Here is a 12890-nt window from a genome sequence, read left to right on the forward strand (position 1 = left end):
AGCGAAGCAATCCATGTCGCCCCACGCGGAGAGATGGATTGCTTCGTGGCTGCGCTCCTCGCAATGACGAATAGCGTTGGTTGCGTTGGCTACTGCAGCGTGGCCTCGGCCACGAGTGGAATGTCCGTGTAGCGCCGGACGCCGGCCTCATCGACCACGAAGGTCGGCCGGTAGTTCCTGACGTCCGTATCGGCGACCATCATCATGCGGCGGTTGTCCAGTGTCAGCCACTGGCCGTCGAGCCGGGCCGCGGCCACCGCATGATCCTCGCCGCGCAGCGTGTCGTGCATGATCACGATCCGCAGGTCTTCCGGTGCCATACCGGCCAGACGCAGCGCGACGAACTTGGCGATCGCGTAGTCCTCGCAATCGCCGGCGCCGTTCGCAAAGCTCGTCAGCGGCGAAGCCCAGAGATCGATCGCGCCATATTGCACGAGATCGTCCGCCGGCCTGATCGCGAGATTGATCGCGCGGTTGATCTCGCCGAGCCGGGCGCGGCCGTCTCTAGCCTTCGCGTCGTTGACGACAGCAAGGAATTTCAGCGCGGCCGGCGAGACGCAGCCCTCGCGGTCGCCCTCGCACAGCGCGAGCTGTACGAGATCGTCGGCGAGCCGGCGCTGCAGGCCGAGCCATTTGTCGCGCAACCCGCCGTCCGAGAGGAGGGCGGTCGCACGTCCGAACGGCTCGATTGATTTCTTGATCAGGACTGCGCCAGCCGGCGACAGCGGCGTCCCGGCGCTGACCTGCGCCGCCGGTGCAAGCCAAAGCAGGCCGCAGGCGAGCATGAGCGCGCGCAGCGCGCCCGAATAACCGAACATTCCCATGTGACACCCCCTGTCCGGGCATCGGCGGCATTCGCCCGCGCGTGACCGGATCGTTTCGCGGGCAGAGGATTGCGTGGGAGCGCTTGCGATCTGGTTTAAGGAGGGCGGCTCGGCCGCGGAAATGCGGAAGAGGCTGAAGCCGGTCTCGCCAAACCGTCGAAAATTTTATCGATCTTGCTAACCCGTGGTCGAACCTTCTGGGGGGTCACGATGTCTTATGCTTGATGTCTGCTTAACCGGCGCTCGTTCCTGGGCGAGGCTGGCGCAACGGCATCCGATGTCGTCGGACGCATCAGGCGGCCGAGCTTTCTGCACATATGGCTAACGGGGCGGCGGTCCATTTGATTAGTAATCTAGATCACATTGGGCAGCCGAACGGCAGTGTACGCTGGCCTGGCGGGGCGGACGGCCGGCAGTCGAAATCATCCTTCCATCCCAAGAAGTAATTGAATTTACTTCTATTTTCCGCAAGTTGAATGGAAGCTCCATGCACTTTTCAGGCAACAACATGCGTCGGATCAAATCTGCTTCGCGCCGGGCCGGGCGAAGACTTCTCGATCACGCCGCCAATAGGACTCGCACTCGGCGTGCGTGCTTTCGCGTGGTTTCTCCTAATGATATGTGTAGGTTCGTCTTAGGAAATTTGCATTTTTATTAACTGTTTCTGGTGACGGCATTGAATTACGCCGGCAAGTTTGGGTCGAGTGGGGTGGGGTCTCTTTCCAGCGCACATGCCGATCTCGATTCGTTTTCATTCCGCGCTGACCACGCGGACAGCTTTACCGTTCCTGACGCGCATCTTCTGTTCTCCGGCAACTTCCACAAATCCGGCAATGATCTCGTCATTTCCGACGACCTGCATCGCGTGGTGGTGCCGAATTACTTCCATGGCGACAAGCACCCGATACTGCTTTCCCCCGAAGGGGCGTCGCTGGATCCGAAGGTCGTCGACGCGCTGACCGGACACACGGTTTACGCCCAGGCGGGAACGCCGCCGGCCGCAGATCTGGTCGGCCATATCGCCAAGATGACCGGCAGCGCCAGCGTGGTGCGCAGCGGCGTCACCCTCGAACTGCAGAATGGCGACGCGGTGTATCAGAACGATCTGGTGCAGACCGGTAGCGGCTCCACACTCGGTCTCGTCCTGAACGATGGCACCACGTTCAATCTCAACGCCAATGCGCGGCTGATGTTGAACGAGCTCACCTATGACGCCAGCAGCAGTTCGAACTCGTCGCTGATAACGCTGGTGCAGGGCGCCGCCAGCTTCGTCGCCGGCCAGGTGGCCAAGTCCGGTGACATGAAGGTGGCGACGCCGATCGCGACCATGGGCATCCGCGGCACCGCGGTCATTCTCGACATCTCGACAGTCGACGGCTCGGTGTCGATTTCGGTCATCGACCAGCAGGACAATCAGGTCCACGCGGTGCAGGTGTTCAACACGCGCGGCGTTTTGATCGGCACGGTGACCAGCAATGGCAGCATCCTGAACCTGACGCCGACCGCGGCTTTCGAGCTGATCGCGCGGGAGAGCGCCAAGACACTGGCGCAGGTTGCGCAGGAATTCGCGACCTTCCAGGCGGTGCTCAATACCTATGACATCCGGAAGGCGATCGACCCGAACCTGCCGCAGCACACCGAGAACAACGCCGATCCGCAGACGAGATATGCATCGTACGGCAGCTCCACGGGCGCCGATTCGCCGGGCACCGAATTCGTTTCGGTGTTCGGCAGTGGCAGCGTTGATACGACCGGCACCGGCACCAAGACCTTTATCGTCAAGATAGGTAACGTGGGTACGGAAGGAAGCACGAGCTTCCTGCAGGACGCGGGCCTTCCGCCGCAGCCGCCGGAGCAGCAGCAGATTAACGGCAGTGCCGCGGGCAGCGTAGTTGAGGATCAGGCGACGATCGTAACCGGCACGCTGGCGGTGCAAAACGTCAACGGCGCGCAAATCTTCCAGCCAGTGCCATCCTCGGCGCTGGCCGGTCGTTATGGCAACTTCACGTTCGACGCGAACACCGGCGCATGGACTTATACACTGGTCCATGAGGTGGCGAACCAACTCGCGGAAGGGCAGGTCGTGCACGACACGCTGACGGTGATGTCGGCAGACGGCACCCCGCGGGTCATCGACGTCACGGTCACCGGTTCGAACGATATACCGACGGTGGCGTCCGGAACGGTTGCAGATCGCACGATCGTGGTGACCGCTTCCACTTCCGGCAACGATCGCGTCAGTCCGGAACTCGCTGCTCGGCTTAACGCGCCAGGGTTGATTAGTGATCTTCCCGGAGGTTCCGCTTATGGAGCAGCGGCGCTTGCTCCGGGCGACGACAACTCATCCGTCGCGATCAATGTCACCTCGGTGTTCGGCGCGCAGGGCATCAATTTCTTTGGCCACTACTACACCTCGCTTTACATCAACAACAACGGCAACATCACGTTCGGTTCGCCGACGGCCACTTACACGCCGAGCGCGATCAATGCAGGTCTGTACAATCCGATCATCGCGGTGTTCTGGGCCGACGTCGACACGCGTGGCGGCGGAGCGGTCTATTACGATCTGGATGAAATCAACGGCGTGATGACCATCACGTGGGACCGCGTTGGATACTACTCATATGGAACGGACAAGCTCAATTCATTCCAACTGGTGCTGATTGACCAGGGCAACGGGAATTTCGACATCCAGTATCGCTACGGCGATATTCAGTGGACGACGGGTGGGGCAAGCGGCGGCTCTGGCGGCCTCGGCGGAATCCCGGCGCGTATCGGCTATTCGGCCGGCGACGGCACGCACTATTACGAGCTGCCGCAATCCGGAAACCAATCTGCACTGCTCGATCTTTCGGGGACGGACGGCAATACGGGCATCGACGGTGTCGACCAGTTCGAAGTGCGGAACGGTGACGTCATCTCATCGTCCCTGACGACGACCGGCACGATCAATTTCTCTGATCCCGACCTTACCGATACTCACAACGTCCTTAGTGTAACCTATGTCGGTTCCGACCAGCCGCTCGGAACCCTGACTCTGGTCAAGCAGGCCGACACCACGGGTACTGGTACAGGCGGGCAATTCGTCTGGACCTACACCGCCGATCCTGCGGATGTGCGCGCTGCGCTCGGCGGGCTGCCGAACCACAGCAAGGTCGAAACCTTCAACGTCGTGATCAGCGACGGACATGGCGGAACGTTCACGCAGACTGTCTCCGTTACGCTGAACGAGCCCGACAATCATGCGCCGGTCGTCTCCGGTGCCGTGATCGGATCGGCGACGGAAGATGGCGCGGCCAGCATTCTGGATGCACTCGCCAACGCATCCGATGTCGACCAGCATGCATTGACGGTCGTGGACGTTCCGAGCCAGCTTCCGCCCGGCGTATCGTATGACGCGAACTCGCATGCATTCACGCTCGATCCCAGCGCCAGCGCCTACCAGCATCTTGCGGCCGGCGAGCCAACGACGGTGACCGTCCACTATGGCGTCTCCGACGGCACACTCGTCACGCCGGCTTCGGCCTCCTGGACGATCACCGGCACCAATGATGCGCCCGTCGCAATACCAGTGACATTGGCGAACGGCACCGAAGATGCGCCTTACATCGTTTGTGCCTCCGCTCTCCTGGCCGGCGCCAGCGATATCGATAGCCAGCAGCTTTCGATCACCGCTCTCAGCATCGCGAGTGGTGGCGGCTACCTTGTCCCCAATCAAAATGGCACATGGACCTACACGCCGGCTCCGGGACATGCCGGCCCGTTCAGCTTCGCCTACACCGTCTCCGACGGGGCGCTCAGTGCGAGTTCGACCGCAAACCTGACGCTGGACTGCGATAGCTCGGCGATCACGCCGGTTGCGGTCACCGTGCATTCGCCCGCCGGTTACGACTTCAGCACGTTCTATGACGATTTGGCGGCGAGCCAGTTCGCGACGGCTGACGAGAACGGCAATCACGCCTTTGTCGTCAATGCCGACAAAGAGATCATTTTCGAGATGGTCGGAAGCGGCTACAGCCACGATCCAGAGACGAACTCCTTCACCAACCTCATCAACGAGATCGATATTTTCGGCACGACCGACCCGGCCCAGGCTACGCCGGCGAATCTGTTGGTCAGCACCCATGGCTGGAACATCATCGTCCAGGCCGTCGTCAATTCTACCGGTCAAGATGCTCCGCTCGATCCAGTGGTCCCGTCTACGGGACTCGACGCGTTCGACTTCTCCGCAGTTGCTTTCAACTACGTCGGCAGCACCGGCCCTGATGTATTCCTGGCCAGCGATCATCCCGATGTCTTCAACGGCCTCGGCGGCCCGCTCGGCCCGTCCGATCCGGGCAGCGACACCGTCGATTACTCGCATGCAAGCGGCCCGATCTGCGTCAACCTGCTCACCGGCGCCACCACGGGCACGGCGGCCGAAGGCGATCTCTTCTCATCGATCGAGAATTTGCGCGGCACGGCGTTCAACGACACGCTGACCGGTGACGGCCATAACAACATCCTGTTCGGCGGTGCCGGCAACGACACATTCGTCTTCAAGCAGAACGCCGGCGGCATCGGCTACGACACGATCAGCGACTTCGTGGCGGGCCAGGACAGGATCGAGCTGGATTACGTGGCCTTCGGTCCCAATGGTCAGAACGATTTCGACCATTGGCTCGAAAGCCACGCGACTGTCGAGAACGGCAACGTGCTGATCGACCTCGACGGCAACGGGCACAACACGATCCTCTTGAAGAACGTGGCGCTCGCCAGTCTGCATGCCAACGATTTCATCCTGCCGCCGGGCAGTGTCTGAGCGCGCCGGTCGGTCCGCCTGGGTGCACTGCACCCCAAAACTCTCGGCGTGATCAATCGACGCGGGCGTGATATCGAGACGGCATGAGGCGGCTGAAGGCATTGCAAAGGTGGTTCAAGCGGCGCTTCGGCTACGCGCGGCTTGCCTGCCTTGCGCTGTTGATCGGCTTCGCCGCGCTCAGGGTGTTCGATCCGCCGGCAATCGAGGAACTTCGGGTCAGGACCTTTGACGGTTTTCAGCTCATCGAGCCGCGGGTCAAGACGATCAGGCCGGTCACCATCGTCGATATCGACGAAAAGAGCCTGTCCGAGCTCGGCCAGTTTCCCTGGCCGCGCACGCGGGTCGCCGATCTCGTCACCAACCTGACCCGGCTTGGCGCGGTCGTGATCGCCTTCGACATCGTGTTCTCCGAGCCGGACCGGCTCAATCCGGATGCCGCCGCCGATACGATCCGCAATCTCGACGAGGAGATGAAGGCGAAGCTGCGGGCGCTGCCGAGCAACGACCAGATCCTGGCGGATGCGATGGCCAAGTCGCGCGTGGTGCTGGGCGCCTCCGGCCTGCCCTTCGTGGTCGCCGAATTCGACAAGTCGCTGCCGCTGACGCCGCTTGCGATGAAAGGCGAGGAGCCGCAGCCTTTCATGTTCGATTTCCCCGGTTTGCTCCGCAACGTCCAGGTGCTGGAGCAGGCCGCCGCCGGCCGCGGCCTGTTCACGATCAAGCCGGAGCGCGACGGCATCGTCCGCCGTGTGCCGATGATCATGGTGGCCCAGGGCGCCACCATGCCGTCGCTGAGCTTCGAGGTGCTGCGGGTGGCGACCGGGTCCGGCACCGTGCTGATCGATACTGACAAGGCCGGCATCAAGAGCCTCGCGCTCCGCGGCTTGCGGATCCCGACCGACCGCAACGGCCAGCTCTGGGTGCACTTCGCCCAGGCCGACCCCTCGATCTACGTCTCGGCAGCCGACGTGCTGCATGGACGCGTGCCGGCGGAGAAGATCCAGGGCAAACTGGTCCTGATCGGCACGTCTTCAGTCGGGCTCAACGACATCAAGACCACGGCGGTTACCCCGGCGATGCCGGGCGTGGAAATTCATGCCCAGGTGCTGGAGAGCGCGCTGTCCGGCGCCAGCGTATCCCGGCCGAACTACGCCGTCGCGTTCGAATTCGCGGCCGCGCTGGTGTTCGGCCTGCTGGTGATCGCGTTCGCTCCGCTGTTCGGGCCGATCACGCTGGTCGGCCTGGGCGCGGTGTTCGCGACCGCGCTGATTGGCGCGTCCTGGTACTTCTACACGCAGCACCACCTGCTGATCGATTTCACCTATCCCCTGATGTCGACCACGGCGATTTATCTGACGCTGATCTTCTCGAGTTTCGTCCGCGAGCAGCAGCAACGGAAGCAGATCCGCGGCGCTTTCGCGCAATACATGTCGCCCGCGCTGGTCGAGCAGCTCGCGCAATCGCCGGAGAAGCTTGTGCTCGGCGGCGAGGAGCGCGAGATGACCATCATGTTCTCCGACGTCCGCGGTTTCACCACGATCTCGGAATCCTACAAGCGCGATCCGCAAGGGTTGACCGCGCTGATGAACCGCTTCCTGACGCCGCTCACCAACGCGATCCTTGCCCGCAAGGGAACGATCGACAAATATATGGGCGATGCGATCATGGCGTTCTGGAACGCGCCGCTCGACGACAAGGAGCACGAGATCAACGCCTGCGAGGCGGCGATCGACATGCTCGATCGCATCGACGAGCTCAACAAATTACGCAAGGAGGAGGCCGACGCGGGCGGCCACGTCTATATCCCGCTCAATGTCGGCATCGGCCTCAACACCGGCGTCTGCGTGGTCGGCAATATGGGCTCCGACCTGCGCTTCGACTATTCGGTGCTCGGCGACAGCGTCAACCTTGCCTCGCGCCTCGAGGGGCAGTCCAAGGAATATGGCTTCCCGATCATCGTCGGGTCGAAGACCGCGCTCGCTGCGAAGGAGAAGTTCGCGATCCTTGAGCTCGACTTCATCATGGTCAAGGGCAAGAAGGAGCCGGAGGTGATTTACGCGATCGCCGGCCGCGGCGATGTCGCGCAGTCCGGCCGATTCCAGCGTCTGCGCAATCTCACGATCGAGATGCTGTCCTGCTACCGCAACCGCGATTGGCAAGGCGCGCTGGCGACGATCGAACGCGGCCGCAAGACCGACGAGGGTCATGTGCTGGAACGGCTGTACAATCTCTATGAAGCGCGCATCCGCCATTTCATGGAGAGCCCGCCACCGGAGGACTGGAACGGCGCCTTCGCGTTACTCACGAAGTAGCTCGTCGTCCCGGGCTTTACCCGGGACCCATAACCACAGGCCGTAGTTTTGTGGTGCAAAGGAACTACAGGCTCGTCTCAACAACTGCGCCCTGTGATTATGGGGCCCCGCTTTCGCGGGGACGACATCGGTGTGCGTTGTTACAGTAGACATAGGGTGCGCACGCTGCGCTTTGCCTACCCTACGACCCGGCGTCGTCATTCCGGGGCGATGCGAAGCATCGAACCCGGAATCCATTTTTCCGCCATCGCCTGCGGTCCGATGGATACCGGGTTCGCGCCAAGAGGCGCGCCCCGGAATGGCAACGGTATCTACGTCGGACTCACTGCAGCCCGATCTGCGTCAGGTCCTGGAACCAGTGCTGCGCCTGGACGAAGGTCTTGACCTTGGGCGACAGCGCATGCGGGTTGGTGTCGTGCACCACCCACACCAGCACGGCGTCGTCGACGATCTGCGCATGCGCCTGCGCCAGCAGTTCGTCCTGCTTGGTGGTGTCGAAGGTCTGCTTGGCCTCGTCGATCAGCGCGTCGACCTTCGGGTTCTTGTAGCCGCCCCAGTTGACGCCGACAGGCGCGATCTGGCCGGAATGGAAGAAGCGCACGATCGCGTAGAGCGGGTCCGAGGTCACATAGGCGATGTTGTTGGCGGTGATGCCGGCGTTCATCTCGTCGGCCGCGCCCTTGCGCCAGTGCGTATATAAAGTCTCGAGCTCGACCACCTTGAACTCGACGTCGATGCCGATCTCCTTGAAGCTCTGCTGCAGGAATTCGTTCATCGGCAGCGACAGCATCTGTCCGGTGCCGCCCTGGGCGATGATGAAAGTCGTCTTCAGCGGCTTCTCCTTGGAGTAGCCGGCTTCCTGCACCAGCTTCCTGGCCGCGGCGAGATCATATTTGATGTCGAAGGTCGGCTTGCCGAACCACGGGCTCGACGGGTCCACCTGTCCCTTGGCAGGTTTTGCCAGTCCGTTCATCAGCCCGACCACGGCATCGCGATCGATCGCCAGGTTGAGCGCCTTGCGCAGGCGGATGTCGGTCCAGGGCGAGCCCGGCAGCACGCTCAGGTGATAGTTCCAGACATGCGGGGTGACGTTGTCGACGATCTTCATGCCGGCGGCCTTGAGCTGCGGCACCGCGTCCGGCGCTGGCGTCTCGATCAGGTCGACCTGGCCCGCAAGCAGCGCGTTGGTGCGCGTCAATGCCTCCGGCATCGGGATCAGCACCATCTTGTCGACCTTGGGCAGCCGCTTCTTGTTCCAGTAGTCCTCGTTCCTGGTGAGCTCGGCGAGCTCGCGCGGCACGAGCTTGGTCAGCTTGAACGGGCCGGTGCCGGACGGCTGGCTTGCGAACTTGTCCCAGTCCTTGCCGAGCTTTTCATATTGCGCGGGGCTCGAGACCAGGAACCAGAGCATCTGGTAGGGAAAGAAGGAGTCGACCGTCTTGGTGGTGATCTCCACGGTGAAATCGTCGATCTTGGCGTAGCTCGCCACCGAGGGCAGGCGGGTCTTCACCTGCGCGCTCTGCCGCTTGTCGAATTGCGGCGCCTTGTCGTTCAGCACCTTGTCCAGATTCCAGATCACCGCGTCGGCGTTGAAGTCGCTGCCGTCATGGAACTTGACGCCTCGGCGCAGCGTGAAGCGCCACTTGGTCTTGTCCTTGTCGTCGACCTTCCATTCTGTGGCGAGGCCGGGCACCAGTTTGCCGGGCCGGTCGGCGACATCCATCTCCCAGGCGACCAGGGGATCGTAGATCGTGTAGGCGGTGAATTGATAGGCACCTGCGCCGCGATCGGGCTGACCCGTCGTGAGCGGGATATCCGCCATCGAGATTCCGTAGCGCACCACGGTTTCGGCCTGCGCCGGCTTAGCGCTCCAGCCTGCGCCGATGGCAAGCGCTAAAGCAGCTACGAGAATCGAATGTCGGGTGCGCATGTACTGAAGCTCCGTTGACGTATTCCGAATACCGGATGCCAACCAAGCAAGCTTGATGCCAGAATAGGCACATCTTTCCGCGTCGCGGCACGGACTGAGAAGAAACGACGCATCTAGGGGCGATTTCTCGCTGAACTATTCCCCTTGGCACAGGCATTGCATACGATTGCCCAACAATTAATCACCCGAAGTTGAAGAAGGGACCTTTGCGATGCGTACTAAGAAAACCAAAACAATGGCGCTGGCCGCGGCGCTGGCGATTGCGCTGGCGGGCCTGCCGCGGGCAGCTGGCGCCGAAACGGTGCTGCGCATCGGCATGACCGCTGCCGACATTCCGCGCACGCTCGGGCAGCCCGATCAGGGCTTCGAAGGCAACCGCTTCACCGGTCTGACGATGTATGACGCGCTGACGATGTGGGACCTGTCGTCGGCCGACAAGGCGAGCGTCGTCATTCCCGGCCTTGCGACCGAGTGGAAGGTCGACGATGCCGACAAGAAGAAATGGACCTTCAAGCTGCGTCCCGGCGTCACCTTCCATGACGGTTCGCCGTTCAATGCCGATGCCGTGGTCTGGAATGTCGACAAGGTGCTCAAGCAGGATGCACCGCAGTTCGATGCCAGCCAGGTCGGCGTCACCGCCTCGCGCATGCCGACACTGGCCTCGGCCCGCAAGATCGACGACCTGACGGTCGAACTCACCACCAAAGAGCCGGACAGCTTCCTGCCGATCAACCTGACCAATCTGTTCATGGCGAGCCCGGCGAAGTGGCAGAAATTCTATGACACCGCCGAAGGCGCCGACGCCAAGGCGAAATCGCAGGCCGCCTGGGCCGCTTTCGCCAGGGACGCCTCCGGCACCGGCCCGTGGAAGATGACGAAATTCACCCCGCGCGAGCGGCTCGAACTCGCCAAGAACGCTGCCTATTGGGACAAGGCGCGCGTTCCGAAGGTCGACAAGATGGTGCTGCTGCCGATGCCGGAAGCCAATGCGCGCACCGCGGCGCTGCTCTCCGGCCAGGTCGATTGGGTCGAGGCGCCGGCGCCGGATGCGCTGCCCGAGATCAAGCAGCGCGGCTTCGTGCTCTACTCCAATGAATCGCCGCACGTCTGGCCCTGGCAGTTCTCCCGCATCGAGGGCTCGCCCTGGAATGACATCCGTGTCCGGAAAGCGGCCAATCTCTGCGTCGATCGCGAAGGTCTGCGCGACGGCCTGCTTGCCGGGCTGATGGTGCCGGCAACCGGCACGTTCGAGCAGGGCCATCCCTGGCGTGGCAATCCGACCTTCCAGATCAAGTATGACAAGCCGGCCGCGCAGAAGCTGATGCAGGAGGCGGGCTACAGCCCGAGCAAGAAGCTGACGGTGAAGATCCAGACGTCGGCTTCGGGCTCCGGCCAGATGCTGCCTCTGCCGATGAACGAATATCTGCAGCAGGCGCTCGCCGAATGCTATTTCGACGTGCAGCTCGATGTGATCGAATGGAACACGCTGTTCACCAATTGGCGGCGCGGCGCCAAGGATCCGACCGCCAATGGCTCCAACGCCACCAACGTCACCTATGCGGCGATGGATCCGTTCTTCGCGCTGGTGCGCTTCCTGCAGTCGTCGATGGCGCCGCCGGTGTCGAACAATTGGGGCTATATCAACAACCCCAAATTCGATGAACTGGTGACCAAGGCCCGCCAGAGCTTCGATCCCGCCGCGCGCGATGCGGCGCTCGCCGAACTGCATGCGGCCTCCGTCGACGACGCGGCGTTCCTTTACGTCGCCCACGACGTCTCGCCGCGCGCGATGAGCCCGAAGGTCAAGGGCTTCGTGCAGCCGAAGAGCTGGTTCGTCGATTTCTCGCCGATCTCGATGACACAGTAAGCCCAATGTGCTGCTCGCCGTCTCCCCTCGTGGGAGAGGGTGCTTTGCGAAAGCGAAGCCGGGTGAGGGGTCTGTTTCCGCGGACACGCCCCTTTCCTTCAACGACCACAATATCCGCGGACAGAACCCTCATCCGGCGCGCATCTCATGCGTGCCACCTTCTTCCACAAGGGGAGAAGGGAAGAAGCGAGTGACTCGTGTTTTCCTATATCGCCAGACGTATCGTCTATGTGATCCCGATCGTCATCAGCGTCGCGCTGGTGTGTTTCCTGCTCGTGCACATCACGCCCGGTGATCCCCTGGTCGCGGTGCTGCCGGCCGACGCCTCGCAGGAGCTGGCGCAGCAATTGCGCACGGCTTACGGCTTCGACCGTCCGTTGCCGGTGCAGTTCGGGCTGTGGCTGTGGCGCGCGGTGCATGGCGATCTCGGCCATTCCATCGCGACCGGCCGGCCCGTGCTGTCGGAGGTGATGCGCGCCGTCGGCAACACCGTGACGCTCGCGATCTTCGCCGCGATGATCGGCTTCACGCTCGGGCTGTTGTTCGGGCTGATCGCCGGCTATTTCCGCGACAGCTGGATCGACAAGCTGGCGACGTCGTTTGCGATCGCCGGCGTCTCGGTGCCGCATTACTGGCTCGGCATGGTGCTGGTGATCATCTTCTCGGTGCAGCTCAACTGGCTGCCCGCGGTCGGCGCCGGACCCGGCGGTTCCGGCGCGTGGGCATGGGACTGGGATCACTTTCGCTATCTGATCCTGCCCGCGGTCACGAGCTCGGTTATTCCGATGGGCATCGTCACCCGCACCGTGCGCGCCCTGACCGGCGATATCCTGTCGCAGGATTTCGTCGAGGCGTTGCGCGCCAAGGGCCTGCGCGAGACCAACGTGTTTCGCCACGTCGTCAAGAACGCAGCGCCCACCGCGCTCGCGGTGATGGGATTGCAGCTCGGCTACATGCTCGGCGGCTCGATCCTGATCGAGACCGTGTTCTCCTGGCCGGGCTCGGGGCTGCTGTTGAACTCCGCGATCTTCCAGCGCGATCTGCCGCTGCTGCAGGGCACGATCCTGGTGCTGGCGCTGTTCTTCGTGGCTCTCAACCTCCTGGTCGACATCGCGCAGGCTGCGATCGATCCGCGGATCAAGCGAGGCTAGCGCGT

At 62.6% G+C, this 12890-nt stretch carries 6 protein-coding genes; 4 read left to right on the plus strand and 2 right to left on the minus strand.

The features are described from left to right. Positions 1 to 89: 89 nt before the first annotated feature. Positions 90 to 824 carry a transglutaminase-like cysteine peptidase gene (locus tag I6F35_RS01060; protein WP_225115777.1) on the minus strand — a complete coding sequence of 245 codons (735 nt, stop codon included), beginning with the start codon at positions 822 to 824 and terminating at the stop codon, positions 90 to 92. Between the two features lie 709 nt (positions 825 to 1533). Here I6F35_RS01060 and I6F35_RS01065 point away from each other — a divergent pair. Both I6F35_RS01065 and I6F35_RS01070 read left to right on the plus strand, forming a co-directional pair. Then, positions 1534 to 5625 (plus strand): nidogen-like domain-containing protein, encoded by a 4092-nt coding sequence (locus I6F35_RS01065; RefSeq protein ID WP_225115778.1) that lies wholly within the window; start codon positions 1534 to 1536, stop codon positions 5623 to 5625. A gap of 83 nt (positions 5626 to 5708) precedes the next feature. Beyond that, the gene (locus I6F35_RS01070) at positions 5709 to 7937 is read left to right on the plus strand and encodes an adenylate/guanylate cyclase domain-containing protein (protein ID WP_225115779.1); all 2229 of its coding nucleotides are present in this window, start codon (positions 5709 to 5711) and stop codon (positions 7935 to 7937) included. Between the two features lie 322 nt (positions 7938 to 8259). Here the strand turns inward: I6F35_RS01070 and I6F35_RS01075 are convergent, their stop codons facing one another. Next, a complete protein-coding gene (locus I6F35_RS01075; RefSeq protein WP_225115780.1) occupies positions 8260 to 9867 on the minus strand; it encodes an ABC transporter substrate-binding protein in 1608 nt (535 codons plus the stop codon). A gap of 211 nt (positions 9868 to 10078) precedes the next feature. Between I6F35_RS01075 and I6F35_RS01080 the strand changes: the two genes are divergently transcribed. Beyond that, positions 10079 to 11734: an ABC transporter substrate-binding protein gene (locus I6F35_RS01080; RefSeq protein ID WP_225115781.1), complete on the plus strand. Its 1656-nt coding sequence runs from the start codon at positions 10079 to 10081 to the stop codon at positions 11732 to 11734. Between the two features lie 197 nt (positions 11735 to 11931). Beyond that, positions 11932 to 12885 carry an ABC transporter permease gene (locus I6F35_RS01085; RefSeq protein WP_225115782.1) on the plus strand — a complete coding sequence of 318 codons (954 nt, stop codon included), beginning with the start codon at positions 11932 to 11934 and terminating at the stop codon, positions 12883 to 12885. Positions 12886 to 12890 lie beyond the last annotated feature (5 nt).

The organism is Bradyrhizobium sp. BRP22 (assembly GCF_020194175.1).
Taxonomy (GTDB): domain Bacteria; phylum Pseudomonadota; class Alphaproteobacteria; order Rhizobiales; family Xanthobacteraceae; genus Bradyrhizobium.

Excerpts from the sequence above, each read along its gene's own strand:
- I6F35_RS01060 (WP_225115777.1), bottom strand. The coding sequence starts at position 824 with ATGGGAATGTTCGGTTATTCGGGCGCGCTGCGCGCGCTCATGCTCGCC.
- I6F35_RS01070 (WP_225115779.1), top strand. The coding sequence starts at position 5,709 with ATGAGGCGGCTGAAGGCATTGCAAAGGTGGTTCAAGCGGCGCTTCGGC.
- I6F35_RS01075 (WP_225115780.1), bottom strand. The coding sequence starts at position 9,867 with ATGCGCACCCGACATTCGATTCTCGTAGCTGCTTTAGCGCTTGCCATC.
- I6F35_RS01080 (WP_225115781.1), top strand. The coding sequence starts at position 10,079 with ATGCGTACTAAGAAAACCAAAACAATGGCGCTGGCCGCGGCGCTGGCG.